A 16,909-nucleotide genomic window follows, 5' to 3' on the forward strand; every position below is an offset into this window, starting at 1 on the left:
CTGACCTGCTCCCCGCATTCTTCTTCCAAGAAAAGGCGGGGCTGCTCCTGCCACTGAGTCGCAGCCCACCTACTCATCTGCGGTTTTTCTTTTTTTAAATGGTCCCCTCGTCAAAATCCGCTGCGAGATCTTCCGTTGCCTGTGTGCTCGTCTTGATCAGCTCAGCAAGGGTGCAAATCGTGGAAGCTTCAAACAAGCTTTGCAGAGACAAATCAATCTGGTATCTCTCTTTTATAAGATTGAGGCATTGGATGGCGCGCAATGAGTCTCCACCCCGCGCAAAAAAGTTGTCGTGGATGCCGATTTCCCCTACACCAAGCACCTCTTCCCAGACCTTGGCGAGCTTGACTTCGATCTCGTTGGAAGGCGCTACATGCGTCTTTTTCGGCATACTTGCCTTTCTTTTGCCAAGCTTTGTGATTGCCCTCCGATCTACTTTTCCATTGGCGGATAGCGGCAGCTCATCCAGCAGCAAGTACTCGCTTGGTACCATGTAGTCAGGCAGGCTATTCCGCAAGGCTTCGGACAATTTTTCTGGCTGGAACAAACGAACAGCCTCCGGTGCTTGCGCCACAATCAGATGGCGCTCGAACGCATCTGCGACCTGAGCTTTATCCGGAAAGGCAAGGACGTTAGCGAAGCCTTGTTGTTCCAAGCCCGCTCGCCATTGCTCTACCGTAAGCAGAGGCAGATAATTGGCTTTGCGCTCATCCTCCAGATGGCTAAACCCATCCTCGAAGAAGCCGACAGTGGTTAGCAGCAGACGACTGTTGCGCGTAGACTCGACCAGGAACAGAAGCCCCCCAGGTGCGAGTAGCCCTTTCAAGTACGCCAGCGTTTTCCCTATATCACGAGAGCGATGCAGCGTATTGTCCGCAACAATGACGTCAAACGAATGCGGATCATAGCCTTGCGCAAGCGGTGCTACGTTCATGTCAAGCTGACCGTACTCCAGCGGAGCCTGCTCTCCCCATTCCTTCTTTGCCCTGTCGGTAAAAAAGGAGGATTCGTCGACGTATAAATAACGACTGCGTTCTGCAGGCAAGGTGGACACCAGTGTTTGTGTCAAGCTTCCGGCTCTCGTGCCAAGCTCTAGCACTCGCAGTGTCTTGTCAGACGGATGGTGGTTTACGATACCGTCAAACACCGCCCCGGCAAGGCTGCTGTAAAACTCCCGCGTCAGGTCAAAGCGGCTCAAGCCGGCAGGTGTTAAGAAGGCATCGTCTGCTAGAAAGAGCTCCAACGGATCGAGCTCACCAGTTAACAGACCAATAAACAACGGATAGTCGCGGCGGAAAACGGCTTCGAGCTCACGTGCTGCTTCCGTACGAAGCGAGGATGCTGACAGAACAGCATCCGGCACACCTTCACGCAATGAACGCAGACTCTCGTACGTTCCCGCAGCGCGTTTTTCCAGCAAGCCCTCTTCTACCAGCACTTCCAGCCAATGCGCAAGCAAGGTCTGGTAACGGGGATGAATCTGAAAACGATCCATGAGCTCCGCAATTGAAGTGCTTTCTCCTACTTGTGAGAACATCCCCATATGCTCTAGCGTGCGGCACATGTAGGCGGTGCTTACACGGTCAGCCTCCATCAGGAATTGCGTGACGACTTCCACATCTACACTCGCAGGAATGGTATTGGCCTGTACGTGACCCATGCTGTTAATCGCCTGCCAACGAGCAGCACTTGCAGCGGGGTCGGCCTGCTCTGTTTCGAATAACGCGGAATCCTTTTCGCGATCCACCACCACATACCCGACCAAGCGCTTTTCATCCGCACCGTCATCTGGTACGGCCACGACAACGTCTTTGAGCCCTTCATGACGTTTCAATGCCGTCTCGATCTCGCCCAGCTCAATCCGATGCCCTCTGATTTTCACCTGGAAATCTTCCCGACCAAGGAATTCCAACGTACCATCTGGCAAGTAACGGCCCAAATCCCCCGTGCGGTACAGTCGTTCTCCTGTCCGCGGATGCGTAATGAATTTTTCATTCGTCTTGTTTTCATCTCTCCAGTAGCCTTTGGCAAGCCCGATGCCACTGATAAACAGCTGTCCCGGCACCCAAACGGGGCAATCCCCCATCGATTCGTTCAGCACATGGTAGCGCTGATTGACCATTGGGCGACCGTACGGAATGCTTTTCCAGCTAGGGGCGATGTCTTCGATTGCGAAAAGATTTGACCAGATCGAGGCTTCTGTTGCGCCGCCCAAACCGATCACCTGAACGTGTGGGAAAAACGACTTGATCTTGTCTGGCAAATCCAGTGGAATCCAATCACCACTCAACAAGACGAGACGCAACGATTGTGGCAAATGAAGGTTTCTCCCCACGGCGTATTCGATCAGCATCTGCATCAGCGCCGGAACTGTGTTCCACACCGTCACCTGCTCGGCTTCCAGCCACTCCAGCCAGTGGGCAGGGTCTTTGGCTTTATCAGCATCCGGCATGACGATCGTTCCACCCGCGGCAAGCATGCCGAAAATGTCATAGACCGACAAATCGAAATTCAGATTGGATAAAGCGAGCACCCGATCCTGTGCCCCCACTGCAAATCGTTGATTGATATCTTCAATCGTGTTGACCGCGCCTCGATGGTCGATCATGACTCCTTTTGGCAGGCCGGTTGACCCAGATGTATAGATGACATAGGCCAAATCCTCTGGCTGCCCGGCAACTAATGCCACTGGGTTCACCGTACTTGCCTCGTCCCTTGTCATCATCTGGTCCACAATCAGTCGCTCCACATCCAGAGGCCAGCCCAATCGCTCATCCAGCCAAGACTGCGTCAGCACGAACTGTACTTGTCCATCATGCAAAAGCTGAGAACGTCGTTCCTCTGGATGCAGCGGATCAATCGGTAAATAAGCGGCCCCGGATTTCATAATCCCGAGCGTGGCTGCGACCTGCTCCCAGCCTTTTTCCATCACGACAGCGACCAACGTATTTGGTTGGACCCCTTGTGAACGCAGCCACTTCGCGATTTGGTCAGCAGCGTCAGCGAGCTCCCCATAGGTCAACGTCCGCTGAGTGGAGATCACGGCAGGCTGATCCGTTTGGCATGCAGCTTGTTTGTCAAATAGTCCGACGAGTGTCTCTGAGGATACAGGCGCAGCCGTATCGTTTGCGGCGATTCTTTCTTCCAGTCGAGGGACAGCAATCTGGCTCGCTGCTGACTCTTGCCATACAGCATCCTCTTCTGTCAGTCGATGCAGCAGCTCGCAATAAGCCGTAAACATGTCAGCAAGGAGTCCTTCTGGAAATAGTCCTTCTACGGCATCCCAGATTAACAGCAGTTCTCCGTCTTGCTCGACCACTTGATGGTCCAGCCATACCTGCGGCGTCTGCGTGATGTTGTAAACGAGCTTGCCCAGCCATTTTCCATCGGAGTCAGACCCACTCCACTGCTCTACACCCAATGCGCTCGTAAAGACAATCGGCATGGCAACACCGTTGTGCTCTCCTGTTTGCTTCGCCAATTCGCGCTGGACTTGAACTCCGCCCACATAAGGATGGTCCAAATCACGCCATAGCTGCTGCTGCAAATTACGGCCGCGTTCCAAAATCGTCTCGCCAGCGGACAACTCGACTGCCAGCAAGGTCAGCGTAGTGAAGTCCCCTACGATTTCGCCTACCTGCGCGTGCAAGGGCAATCGATTGAATTGCGTCAGGTTGATCGTAAATCGCGAACTCTTGCTCCATGCACCGAGGGTTTCGGCATACGCTGTCAGCAAGATCCCGGACGGCGTTAGACCGACCTCTGCTGTCCGCTTTTTGAGCCGCTGCCATGCTTCGCGATTGATTCTGGCTTCTAAACGATGGAAGCGCTGCTCGGTAATCGTGTCAGGATTTTTCGCCAAAGGCAGCTGTGGTGCTGGCGGCAAATCAGGCAGTCGATCCATCCAATAGTCCAGATCGCGTTGGTACAGCTCAGTAGACTTGAGCGCTTCTTGCGCCAGTACATAATCGCGGAAGCTCAGATCCAGTGGTGGCAAAGGCGCATCCGGCTCATGATACAGTCTCGTCCACTCGCTCAAGAGGTGGAACATGCTCCACCCGTCAAAAATCAGGTTGTCAAAGCTGATATGCAGACGAACCCGTTCGTCTCCAAAGCGGGAAGCGCGCACCTCAAACAACGGCCATACATCCGTAGACAATACCTGATGGGACATTTCTTCCCGAATCGCTTGCAGCTCGGACTCAGCTTCTTCGGCAGATTGGTTCCGCAAATCAGTGACCTCGATCCGGTAAGCAGGTACCTGCTCCAAAATCTGCTGACGCCAGCCATCCGGCAAAATCACGGCCCGCATCATTTCATGGTGGTCAATTAACCGTTGCCAAGCCAGGTTGATCCGCGCAAGGTCCAAGTGCTGCCCTTCGATTTCGAAATAGCAATGCGTGGAGACATGGCCCAAGGCGTAAACACCACTGCGCCCGACCCAGTAGGCTTGCTGGATATCCGTTAGCGGGAAAGGCTGATGCCTGTCTTGTGGCGCCAGTACAATTGCTGGCAAGCCTGACGATGTTCCTTTTTCCTCGAGAAGCATCTGCACATGCTGGGCCAGTCCGGCAATCGTCGGCTTTTCAAAAATGCGCCCTAACGACAGCTCTACCGCAAGCTTGCTGCGAACCATCGCACTGAGTCTGGTTGCCAATAACGAATCTCCGCCGAGCTCGAAGTAGTTGTCAGTGACGCCTACCCGTTCCACTTCAAATAGCTGGCACCAAATAGCCGCGAGTGCTGTTTCGATTGGTGTCGTTGGAGCTGTATACGCTTTTTCTGCTTTGGCCTTCATCAGGCTGTCAGGAGTAGGCAGGGCTTGCCGATCTACCTTGCCGTTTGCAGAAAGCGGCAATTCGTTCAACAAAAGAAAAGCGGACGGAACCATGTAATCAGGCAGCTTTTGACTCAAGAAGCCGGGTAGTTGTGCAGCATTGAAGCGCTTGGCTTGAAGTGGCGCCTGCGCAACCAGTACATGCTGACCAAAATCGTTGTCTTCTGGGAAAGCTGACACTTTTGCAAAGGCTTGCTGCTGCAAGGCCTGCTGCCATGCTTCCACCGATAACAAGGGGCGTTGCTCATTACGCCGCTCATCTTCGAAATGCGTAAAGCCATCTTCGAGAAATGCCGTGCTGATTTGCTGCAATCGGCTGTTGCGGGTCATCTCCAGCAAAATCAGCATGCCACCCGGAGCCAAAAGGCTTTGTACATGCGAGAGGGCCATCCCGATGTTTTTCGCACGATGCAGGGAATCAGAGGCAATCACAATGTCGAACTGATGTGCTTCAAAGCCTTGAGATAGTGGACTTTGATTGATATCCAGCAGTTGATCGTGCACAAACGGGTACTCCCGGAACCTCGCTTTTGCGGCATTTGTAAAGAAAGTCGAGGTGTCTGTGCATGTAAAATGTGTCGCATCTGCCGGGAGTACAGCCAGCAATGATTCCGTCAGCGTTAGACTCCTCGCCCCGATTTCCAGCACACGTATCGGTTCTGATTCAGACCTTTCTCCAAAACGATGGACCAGCCTTTCCACCAACGCCAGTGCCGCTCTGTCACGATACTTTGCACCAGGGAGTGTCTGCATCAGATCATTCGGAGTCAGACTGAATTCCTCCGAGAAGAAATGGGCCAACGGGTCAAGCTCGCCACGCAACAGCGCAACACTCTCGTCATTGACTTTTTCCAAATAACGTAAAAGGGCTTGTGCATGCGGTTCCCATGCGGGCGATACCTGAGTGACCTGCGACTTTTCCAACCATTCAGTCAGGCTCGCCTGCGTGATGCTGTAGACATCCGATTTGTCTTTACGGACAAGACCTTCGTCCTCCAATGTTTGAAGCCACTGTCTGACCAGCCCGCGATAACGCTCTTGAATCCCGCAGCTATGCATCAAATCATCGAGGGAGTAGTTGGCATTTTGCTCAAATTTCACTCCCGCCATCTCCAATGTGCGGTAAATGAATCGAACGGCAAGTTGCTCCATGTACGTCCAAAACGAGGTGAAATCTTCCGGTCTGATGCTTGCAAAATGCTCCGCCAATGTCTGCACACGACCCGCTTCCATGACATCTGCCCACAGTTCTTCGCTCTTCTTCGGATCAGCCTCTACACGATCAAACAGCGCTGACTCGCTTTCCCTTTCTGGCACCACGTACCCAACCAGCTGCCTGTTCTCCCGCGGATCACCTACTGCTGTCACAACTGCATCGCGAATTCCCGGATGCTGCTTCATGGCTGATTCGATTTCACCCAGCTCGATGCGATGCCCTCTAATTTTCACCTGGAAGTCCTTGCGCCCAAGAAATTCAATGGTCCCATCCGGCCAATAACGTCCGAGATCACCAGTCCGATACCAGCGTGAACCGTTCCAGTTGACAAAGCGCTCTTCGGTCAGTGCAGGATCACCCCGATAGCCTGCTGCCACACCTGCTCCGCCGATCCACAATTCTCCCACTACCCAGTCAGGGCAATCACGTCCAAGTGCATCAACAACCCGATAAGCCTGATTCGTGAGTGGTTGACCGTACGGAATCGATGTCCAGTGAACAGGCAAGGGCAGCGTAACATCAAAAAAGTTGGACCAGATCGACGCTTCTGTCGCTCCGCCCATCGCCACAAGCTGGCTGTTCGGTGCGAGCTGATTCAGGCGTTGCGGTAAATCGAGACCGATCCAGTCCCCGGAGAGCATGACCAGGCGAAGCGGCAAGCTCTCGTACGGTCCACTCTCCGCAGCAATCAAGAGCATATCGAGCAGCACGGGCACAGAGTTCCACAGTGTCACCTGATGCTGGTCCACCAGTCTCGCCCAATGAGCCGCATCCCGTCGTAACTCTTCGCCTATGAGCACAATCGAGCCGCCTACACTGAGCAATCCGAACAGGTCGTAGACAGACAGGTCAAAATCAAGTGAGGAAACCGCCAAAATCCGATCCGTATGCCCGATTCCGTAACGTCTGTTTATTTCTGCAATGGTGTTCCATGCCCCGGAATGACTGATCTCTACCCCTTTTGGTTCACCCGTGGAGCCAGAAGTAAAAATGATGTAGGCCAGGCTGTCAAAAGAAATCGGTACGGGTTCAGCCAGCGGTGAAACATTCAAAGCATCCGCAACAGACAGAACAACAGCGTCGTCCGGCCACTCCAGCGTTTGCGCTAGCTCCGTACCCGTAAGCACATAGCGAATTCCCGCTTTCTGATGAATGCGCTCACGCCTTGTAGATGGCTGCCCGATTCCAACCGGGACGTAGCATGCTCCTCGTGCCACGATACCAAGAACCGCAGCGACTTGATCGATTCCGCGCGGCAGGCTGACTGCCACAGGGTCTCCAGCTTCAACGCCTTGCTTTTGGAGATACGCTGCAATCTGCAATGCGTACTGCGCTAACTCGCCATACGAAAATGTAGTGGAAGCATGACTATCGATTACTGCCAGCTCGTGTGGATTCTCTCTTGCATAAGCAAAAAAGGCACTGTGCAAGCATTGACTCGATTGCGTCTGTGAATCATCTACAGCCTGATCATTCCTCTTCTGTCCCAAATCGGGGAGCAGCACGGATGCGGCTTGCCAGTCATTGTCCTTGGTCACCAAAGAGTTCATCAGCTGGCAAAAAGCGCCGAACATTTGGTCAAGCATCCCGTCAGGAAACAGGTCATCAACCGCATCCCACGCCAGCAGGAGACCGCCGTCCATTTCATACGACTGGAAATCGAGCCATACTTGCGGCGTTTGTGAAATCATGTAAGAGAGCTTGCCCAATGTGTCGCGGCATTCGTCATTGATCAGCGGCGTACCCAAATTGCACGCGAACACCACCGGGGCAAAATCCCGCTCTCCCTGACGGACACGCGCCAGGTCGCGCTGTAGCTGAACCCCGGAATAAGCCGCATGTGCTACATCCTGATGAAACTGCGATTGGACAGATCGCACCCGCGCCAGAAAAGAGGTTTGCTCCCGCATGTCAACCGCAAGCAGTAGCAGATTGGTAAAATCGGCAACGACGTCTTCAATGCCAGCGTCTCCGGTTTGGCGATCGAATAGCGGAATGTTGATGAGAAACTGCGAATGGGTGCTCCAGCGATCCAGTACTTCAGCATAAGCCGTTAACAGTACCATCGCTGGTGTGACCCGCTGTGCTGCGGAGCTTTTTTGCAAAAGTGCCCATTCGGCTGCGTTCATGAAATGTGTCCGTCGCGTAAAAACAGGCGACTTGATCATTTCTGGCTTTTCCTTCAGCGGCAACCCTGGCGCTCCCGGCAATGTGGAAAGGCGCTCCTGCCAATAGCGGGCTGCTTCCTGTCTGTCCTGTGCCCGACGCTCTGCCTCTTGCCCGAGATAATGGGCAAAGCTCCAGTTGGTCGGGGCAAGAGGCTTGCTGCCTCGTGCATATGCTGCCGCCAAATCGCGTAATACGATGTGCAGACTCTGTACGTCAGCGACCAGCAAATCCAGATCAAAATGGATGCGGGTGCGGCCTTCTGGCAACAAGCTCAGCTCCAAACCGGCTACTTCTCCCGCTTCCACCGCCAGACGACGATGAGACAGCCGCACCCGTATACGATCTAGCTCCCGTGCCAATTCGTCCTCCGAAAAAGACCGCAGATCATGGACCGCTACTCCAGTGGCTGTAGGGGCACTCATCACTTCTTGCTGTCCATCTGCCAAAAATCTTGCCCGAAGCATCGGATGGTGCATCAGCAGCTTGCCCCACGCTGTTTCCAATCGATCCGGCTCCACGCCCACACCATCGATTTCTAAGTACGCATGGCACCCGATTCCTCCGAGAGGCTGATCATCCTGGCGTCCAATCCAGTAAGCGTATTGCACATCCGTGAGTGGAAAGGGCACATTCACCTCCAGTGCCACATCTGCTTTTCTTTCGTCCACCCGCGGAAGCGAGGCGCTGCTTTTTTGCAGCAACGCCTGCCAATCACGCAAGGTAGGAGCACCGATCAGCTCGGCAAACGTAACCTTTGCGCCTTCCTTGCGCCATTTGTTAACCATCCTCATCATTTGCAAAGAATCCAGTCCCAGCTCGATCAGGTTTTGATCATCGGAAAACGCAACAGGCGCGGGCAGCAACGCCTGAATTTGCCTCTTCATCTCCTCATAGCTCAAGGAAGCGGCGGGACTTGCGGTCAGACTGTCATTGAGCATTTTGGACATCCTCGTTCCCTCCTCTCTCGTGCAAGCCCCTATTCTTTTCCAATCAGCTGCCTGGAGAAGCTGCTCAGTTTTTCACGCGTTTCTTCCAGTTCTCTGGACGGCAAAGACATTTCGACGACACCAGCTCCGGCATGAAGCCAAGCTTGGTTGTCCTTTTGATAAATCGTTCGCAGCACAAGCGCCGCATCCATGGCACCGTCGCTGTCAAAAGTCATAACGCACCCACTGTATAGACCTCGTGACACGGTTTCCAATCTGCCAATCGCTTCGATCGATTCTTTTTTCGGGATTCCCGAAGCGGTAACAGCTGGGAACAATGCGCGGAAGGCATCCCATGAGTTGCATTCTTGTTTCAGTTTCCCTTTCAAGCGAGAAGCGATATGCTGAACCGTTCCTCGGCTAGCTACTGACATAAAATCGTTCAAGACGATACTTGTTGAGTCGCAAACGATTTTCAGCTCTTCGAATGCCAGCTTGACGGAAACAGCGTGCTCGGCAATTTCCTTCGGGTCATTCAGCAGCTCTTCTTTAAGCCTGTTCGCCTCGTCTTCACTACTGCCTTTTGCCCGTGTTCCCGCGAGTGGGAAGGTACTCACCCATCCATCGCTATCGACCTCTACTACCGTCTCCGGGCTAAAACCGGCTGCACCGAGACCATCCAAGCTAACGAGGAAAGAGCGGGCCGGCGTATTCACTCGTCTGCCAGCTATATAGCTCGCAACCAGATCCAGCTCGTGATCAAGCGGAATTTTCCTCGACAAGATGACCTTATGGTATTTGCGTTCCTGAATCTCGCGTACACCTTCTGCCACGTTTTGCATGTAGGCTTCCGCGTCGTATGTATCGGCTTGCGGGACGGACAGCTTCGGTTTGTCCACTCTTTGGGTCAGCTGTTGCTCGTCTTGCGTATTCATCGACAGCTCGCTCAGCAGTTGGCTGAATTCGCTCCGCTTCTCTTCACGCAAGGCTCTCAATAGGACCGTTCCTTTGTTGAAACGCAGCTCGACCTCAGGAATGAACAGCTTGAGCAAGCCATCCTCTTCTGGCATGAGCGGCAAGCCTTGATAATAACGCGCCATGCCAAAGTTAACCGTTCCATAAGCGCGCCAATTTTGAATCGGCACCTGTGCCATTGCTTTTTCGAGCGTCTCACTAAGCTCATTGTTTTCGAATCGGAGAGTCTCGTTGCGATAAGTCAACGTCGTCTGCTCCCCATCTACATAGAGAAGCGCATGAATCCCCATTCCTAGCGAAAGCTCATCTCCATTTTCATAGAGCAGGTAGTTTTCATACCCGCTGCGCTCTGCAATCAGCGCCGCTGCCATATGCGCATCACCCGCAAAAGCAAACGTTTCTTCCAGATAGGCGATTTCCGCTGGCTTCGTCTCTGACTTTGGCGCTAACGCCAGTTCTTTTAGCTTCGCTTTATTGACTTTTCCGACGCTGGTCAGCGGCCAGTAATCGATGAGTTCGATTTGGTCCGGCATTTTGTAGCGTGCCACTCCTTTTTCCTGGAAGAAGGCATGGACGTCCGCCAAGCTGATCGTTTCATCGTCGGTGATCAAAAATGCGCAGCTTTTCTCGCCCAGTACTGGATCGGGAAGTGTGATCAGCGCCGCGTCTTTAATTGCTGGATGCATGCGCAGGTACGTCTCTACTTCAGCTGGCATAATTTTTTCACCCGCTCGGTTGATTTGCTCTTTGATCCGTCCACCGATTTGAATATTTCCTTCTGGCGTGATTCTAGCCTTGTCCCCAGAGCGATAGAAGCCATCAGGCGTAAAGCTCTCGCGGTTTTGTTCCTCTGCTCTGTAGTAGCCGCGAATTGTATACGGTCCCCGCACAATCAACTCTCCGTATTCACCTGGCGCGACATCGTTTCCATGCTCATCCACGATTCGCACTTCATCCCCTTCGGAAATCGGACGACCCTGGCAGCTGGTAATGATCGACTCTGGATCATCCAGTGATGTGCAGCAGATGAGCCCCTCAGCCATTCCAAATACTTGCTGGAGCTTGCATTTCCATTCTCGCGTGATACGGCTGGCGAGATTATCATCCAGCATGGAGCCTCCAACCTGAAGAACCTCCAGACTCGACAGATCGCTTTCTGTATCCCATTCCAGCACTTCCTGCCATACTTGCACAATCGAAGGCACGAGGCCGGTAATGGTCACCTGCTCTTTCTCAATCAGCGGAAAAGCTTCGTCGCAACTGGTAGTTTTACATAGCACGATCTTGCCACCAACGGACAGTGTGCCTAAGATGCCTGGGCAGCACAGAGGGAAATTATGTGCAATCGGCAAAACTGCGAGATAGACGCTTTTCTCTGTCAGTTGGCAACGAGCTGCGGTAGCTTTTGCATTGTAGACGTAATCTGCGTGGGTTCTAGGAATCAGCTTGGGTATCCCTGTCGTACCACCAGACAACAGCAATAACGCAGTGTCTTTGTACGAAGGGGCTTCCAGCTCGATTGGCGGTCCACTTATCTCAGCCAAGTTCCTCCCGATCGGACTGTCCCCATCCGTCATGACGAATTTGACAGACGCATGCCTTTTGACTAAATCTTCTGCCATCTTCGTGTAATCAAAACCGAGAAACGTCGTTGGAATGATGTAGGCAACTGGCCTCGCGAGTGCAAAAATCCCGTCCAATTCAGCCTCTCTGTGGGCAGGCAATACGAGAATCGGCACAGCGCCGATGCGAAACAGGGCAAAGCAAGTCAGTACGAAAGAAATTCGATTTGGAAGCTGGACGGCTACATTGTCGCCTTTTTGAATTCCCATGTGATAAAAACCGGAAGCAAGCGCATCCACCTTGCTGTCGAGCTCGCTATATGTGAGTCTCTCCTCGTCCTCCACCAGCGCTTCTTTGTTTTGGTACTGTTCCGCCCATTTGCGCAATTGCTGCCCAAGTGTCAACGGCTCCCAAAAACCACGCTGTTCATAAGCTATTGCAGCTTGCTCATACCACTCCGTACTTACTTTCATTCCGTCCTCCTCCTGTGTAACTGCGGGTCACTCTTTGCGCCCGAAGCCGGATCATGCAGAATACTGCCTTGTCGGTGTAGCATCATGTTGGTTTGTCTAACAACAAGATATTGATAGTGATTCTCATTGTCAATTTCATCCGTAAGCTGTTTTTTCTACATTTGGGAAAAATAGGTTTGATTATCTTCCGTTTTCTCACGATTTCTTCGTTTCTCACTGTAAGATTTCCATATTCTTACACACTTATATAGTCTCATTAAACCCGATAAAGTTTATCAGTATAATAGAAGATTATCGTTCCAACTACTCCGATTCACGGTCTTCCTATCCCGATTGCAACTGCTCCGGCATATCCTCTGCCAGGCGTAAACCCGTGAATTTTCCACTCCCCGCTTCTGATTCCATCTCCGTTTACCGTGAAGCTGCCATCCAGTTTTTCCATGAAAAAAGAATCGAGAGGACGGCTCAGGCCCTCCCCTGTCGCTTTGACAAAAGCCTCCTTGCGTGTCCAGCAATCAAAAAAAGCCTGTTGCCGCTCATCAGAGGGTAAACGCAAGATTCCCTCTCGCTCCACAGGGTGAAAGTAGCTCATGAGCTGTTCCATTTCCGGGATGTGTCGCAAATGCTCCACGTCAACGCCGAGAAGGCGATCGCGAGAAAAAGCGACCGCCACAAGCTCATGCGAATGCGACAGATTGAAAAAAAGTGCTTCGGAATCATTGTTTGGTCCACATAAAAACGGTTTCCCGTTCGAATTGTACTCCCATTGAACCGCGCGAGGAAAAATCCCTTGGTACCGCCCAATCATTCTTCTCAGTAGTCCATGTGCGACAACATAGCGCTCCCTGTCTGCGTGGAAATGAAATCGTGCCCGTTTATCGAGTTCTTCGGCAGACAGATCGCCTTCCAGCTCCTGCATACTGTGTACCCATGCTTGCACAAACGTCAGCCAAATATGTACTTCCCCTTTAACCAGTAACCAAGAGGACGATTCCTCCAGAGCTGATTTTGTCCTCTCAGACAAGTGGGTTATTCGCACCTGCTGCATCTCGTTAGCGCTCCCCTTTTCCTGCTACCACACTCCGGTATTGTCCAATCATTTTGGTTACAGATTGCAAGAGCACCTTTTTGTTTGTCGTCAGGAAAAAATGGCCGCCGTTTACCATTTCCAACGTAAATCCGGCACTTGTATGGCTAGCCCAAGCCTCCATTTCTTCCTGCGTGGCTTCCTGATCCTCAGTCCCGCAATACGCAGCAATCGGGCAATTAAGCAGGGGCTCCTCGGTATACACATAGGTTTCGTCGAGGGTAAAATCCGCACGCAACAGCGGCATGAACAACTCCATGAGCTCCTTGCTTTGCAGGATCGCCTCTGGTGTCCCGGAAAAGCGTCGCAGAGCTGCAACAAACTCATCTTCAGGCAAATGGTAAATAGGCTTCGGCTCCGGGAAGTGTGGAGCTCGTCCTCCTGAAACGATGAGGCCAAGCGGAAGACGACCCCATTTGCTCCGTACGGTACGTGCCAGCTCAAAGGCGATTCGCGTTCCCATACTGTGACCGAAAAATAAAAACGGGCGATCCAAATACGGATAAATCATTTGGGCCAGCTCTTCCACCAGCGTTCCCATATCTGAGTACGCTCGCTCGGCAATTCTATTTTCCCTTCCTGGCAGCTGAACTGGGTAAACACCGACATCACTGGGAAAAGCCTGTGCCCAGCCCCTGTAAATCGAGGCCCCTCCCCCTGCGTATGGAAAGCAAAACAGGCGAATGCTGTCTTTTGCTTGTGGCTGAGTAAGCAGCCATGTTTTCTTTTTCGTTATCGTATCCATGCTCCTATGTACTCCTCCCTTTCGTCTCTTGCTTAAACGCTTTGATACAACGTACATGATAATGATCCTCATGCATCATTGCCAAATAGATACAAGTCCCTCCTTTTCCGTTTTTTGGTACATTTCCGTGATTTTCCCCGATTATCTCGTCCTACGTTCACCAGAATGATTATTTTGCAGATCATCCGACTTGTAATATTTTGACGATTGTTCAAGAAAAACGGAAAAATACGGAGATAATAGGCGAAAAAGCTCGAAAAATATACCAAAATATTGAAATATGGGCTTTTTTTATTTTGACAACGATTCTCATTATCAATATTGTGTTCTTATACTGACAACCGTGCGTACAGCTAGCAAACTTTTTCCAGCATTCCTGCAAAAGGGGGATCGCAAGTACAGAGAATTCGTCAAGCAGATCGGCTACTTATGTCTGAGGGAGGATGTTACATGCAAGCCCAAACATCATTAGCTGCCCAAAGCGGCAGATGGACCATGCGGGATATTATTACGCTCGCGATCTTTAACGTCGTCATGCTCATATTGATGACGATTGCCCCGATTATTACCGTTGTTTCTCATTTGCTGGTTGGCGGCTTTACCGCGCTACTCAACGGTCCGATTTATATGGTCATGTCTAATAAAATCGCCAAGCCCGGAACTCTATTTTTTACAGCTGTCTTGACTGGATTGTATTTTGTCGGTTTTGGCTACGCGAATTACTTACTTACCTTAGCTGTTATCGGACTCATCTGCGAACTGATCCTATGGGGAAAAGGCTCTTATCTGAATCCTGTGCGCAATGCAATCAGCTATTCTGTTTTTTATGTCGGCTATTCGCTTTGCGGGGTTGTCCCGCTTATTTTCTTCCGCGAATCGTATCTCGCGACCTTGGAAAAAAGCTATACACCTGAGCAGCTTTCTGCGATGCTCTATTACTTTGAAACCCCCAGCATGATTCTCACCATGTGCTCGATTTCGTTTGTCGGCGGATTGCTCGGCTGCTATTTCGGCAATCTGTTGATGAAAAAGCACGTCAAAAAAGCAAAGCTGGTATAATGCTCTGCGTAAAAAAACAAGGCATATTCCTCCTCGGTGATTCGAGTTGGAATATGCCTTGTAGACGTCTTAGTATCGTCCCTTATTGCCCTTCCATGGCGATTAAAATAAACGTGATAATTGCGGTTATCGTACCAAAGACGAAATATATACCCATAAGAATGGCCATTAACAACAAACCGGCTTTTGCCCAGTTTTTACGATTCAGATTCCCATCTGAACCAAAAGCCCAAACAAATAACAAAACAATATTCGCGATCGGAATCATCATGAACAACGAGACGATTATCCAATCTTTCATCGTCATGACCTTTTCGTTTTCCGCTACGCTTCCTTCCACATACGTTTGATGATCCATTCTATACCCTCCACATTTTTTGCCAATCCACCGTTCTCGCTATTGTTCAACCGATGCTCCAATGAATGCCAAGATCAGAATAAAAAAGAATACGCATAAGTACAACCCGATGCAAACGCCCATAATCAGCAAGTTTGCTTTTGCCCAGTTCTTTCTGTTTAGATTTCCTTCACTGCCAAATGCCCAAACAAAATACATCACGAGGTTGACCACGGGCACCATCATAATTAAAAAAGTAATCAACCATTCCTTGACCGACATGACCCGTTCATTTTCAGGCACGTTCACTTGCAGTTGCTGTTGATGTTGCTGCTGTTCCAATTGGAAACCTCCCTGTTATGTCATGTTCACATTTTGCTCAACCCGTAGCGTGCGAATCAACGCATGAGCCAGAGGCTGCCATACGAGCACTTCTTCAGACTCAAAATGAAAGCTCCCGAGTAGTGCCCGCCCGTTTACCGATGTCGCGAACAAGATTTGATAGTAGGTTTTGTCCTCGACCGGAATGATGAATTCGCTGCAGGCAACCCTGCATCCATCCTGTTCGATCAGCTCATTATGTACGACCTGCAAGCCTGCCTGCGCCTTTTTAATTTGTGCTGTCATCGCCTGCACAAACGATTCCACGCCGCTCATCGGTAACAGATGTGCCATATGATTCATGCCGAGCATAACCTCGCTATTTTCCTCTTTATAGGTAAGCTGCTCGTGCTGATGATTCCCTGCGCTATTTGACCCGCGTCCCCTCGGCATGAGCTGCATCGAACGGGGCAACTGAATGCCGAGCTGCCCGTCAAAGAGAACCTTCTCCTCGAATTCGAATCTGCGTCCTTCGTACTCCATGTAGCCTTTTTGCACACCATCCAAACACTCCGCAAGCGTCAATTGCACCTGCTGTTCTTCCATTTCAGCTAATTGACGCCGTGTCTGGATGCTGTTCCATACATCCAAAATCTTTTCATCCCAGTAGATCGTCATGGCTCCCTCCGCATTGCCTGTTCCACTTTTTGCAAAACAAATCCGTTCAAGCTTCTGCGAAGGAAGCTTTCCGCAGCATCCAGACTCACCACGATATACGGCTCCAAAACCCCCTGAATCTTAAAGAAATGATGTGCCTTTATCTTATCGGTATCTAATACAAGCCTCTTTACTGTTCCATTCAAATGAAACGCAGTCTCCATGGAAAGGCAATCTACAGCAGGTACTTGCATGGCCCAGTAAACGTTTCGCAGATTGGTTTCGCTGTCGATCAAATCGACGCGCTTCCATTGTACACTCGGATTGTATTTGGCAGTAATGGTTTTCATCCGCTCCGAAATCATCGGCAGTGGCTTTTCCAACCAATCTGTGCAGGCATTGGCCCCATCCATGTTCACCTCGAGAACGGATATCGGCGGGAGTTGCTCGAAGGTGTTTTCCTTTTGCAGCCCCAGCCCCGATGGTACGACCCTTTGAGCTATTCGACCGTCATCTGCTAGCAAATAATAATCGCGCATGTCAT

At 51.2% G+C, this 16,909-nt stretch carries 9 protein-coding genes; 1 reads left to right on the forward strand and 8 read right to left on the reverse strand.

Annotated elements, in window-relative coordinates:
• Nucleotides 1-94: 94 nt before the first annotated feature.
• The 4 genes from C7R92_RS10190 to C7R92_RS10205 all read right to left on the reverse strand — a co-directional run bounded on the left by C7R92_RS10190 (nucleotide 95) and on the right by C7R92_RS10205 (nucleotide 13,991).
• Nucleotides 95-9,169 (reverse strand): non-ribosomal peptide synthetase, encoded by a 9,075-nt coding sequence (locus C7R92_RS10190; RefSeq protein ID WP_106834166.1) that lies wholly within the window; start codon nucleotides 9,167-9,169, stop codon nucleotides 95-97.
• Nucleotides 9,170-9,198: 29 nt separating this feature from the next.
• Entirely contained in the window at nucleotides 9,199-12,159 is a 2,961-nt protein-coding gene (locus C7R92_RS10195; RefSeq protein ID WP_106834167.1) for a salicylate synthase, read from the reverse strand.
• A 313-nt stretch (nucleotides 12,160-12,472) separates the two neighbouring features.
• Nucleotides 12,473-13,207, reverse strand: coding sequence for a 4'-phosphopantetheinyl transferase family protein (locus C7R92_RS10200; protein ID WP_106834168.1), 735 nt, complete (start codon nucleotides 13,205-13,207; stop codon nucleotides 12,473-12,475).
• A 4-nt stretch (nucleotides 13,208-13,211) separates the two neighbouring features.
• Nucleotides 13,212-13,991, reverse strand: coding sequence for a thioesterase II family protein (locus C7R92_RS10205; protein ID WP_106834169.1), 780 nt, complete (start codon nucleotides 13,989-13,991; stop codon nucleotides 13,212-13,214).
• 450 nt (nucleotides 13,992-14,441) lie between these two features.
• Here C7R92_RS10205 and C7R92_RS10210 point away from each other — a divergent pair, with 450 nt between their 5' ends.
• A complete protein-coding gene (locus C7R92_RS10210) occupies nucleotides 14,442-15,050 on the forward strand; it encodes an MptD family putative ECF transporter S component (RefSeq protein ID WP_017252058.1) in 609 nt (202 codons plus the stop codon).
• An 82-nt stretch (nucleotides 15,051-15,132) separates the two neighbouring features.
• Here C7R92_RS10210 and C7R92_RS10215 read toward each other — a convergent pair whose 3' ends face one another.
• From C7R92_RS10215 to C7R92_RS10230, 4 genes are read right to left on the reverse strand one after another with little or no spacing between them, the layout of a single operon-like run.
• Complete coding sequence (locus C7R92_RS10215; protein WP_017252059.1) at nucleotides 15,133-15,408, reverse strand: hypothetical protein; 276 nt, start codon at nucleotides 15,406-15,408, stop codon at nucleotides 15,133-15,135.
• A 39-nt stretch (nucleotides 15,409-15,447) separates the two neighbouring features.
• Complete coding sequence (locus tag C7R92_RS10220; RefSeq protein WP_106834170.1) at nucleotides 15,448-15,729, reverse strand: hypothetical protein; 282 nt, start codon at nucleotides 15,727-15,729, stop codon at nucleotides 15,448-15,450.
• Nucleotides 15,730-15,744: 15 nt separating this feature from the next.
• Nucleotides 15,745-16,386, reverse strand: coding sequence for a hypothetical protein (locus C7R92_RS10225; RefSeq protein ID WP_106834171.1), 642 nt, complete (start codon nucleotides 16,384-16,386; stop codon nucleotides 15,745-15,747).
• Nucleotides 16,383-16,904 (reverse strand): imm11 family protein, encoded by a 522-nt coding sequence (locus tag C7R92_RS10230; RefSeq protein WP_106834172.1) that lies wholly within the window; start codon nucleotides 16,902-16,904, stop codon nucleotides 16,383-16,385. Before C7R92_RS10230 ends, C7R92_RS10225 begins: the two co-directional genes overlap by 4 nt.
• Between the last annotated feature and the right edge of the window lie 5 nt (nucleotides 16,905-16,909).

Source organism: Brevibacillus porteri (assembly GCF_003013475.1).
In the GTDB taxonomy this organism is placed as follows: Bacteria; Bacillota; Bacilli; order Brevibacillales; family Brevibacillaceae; genus Brevibacillus; species Brevibacillus porteri.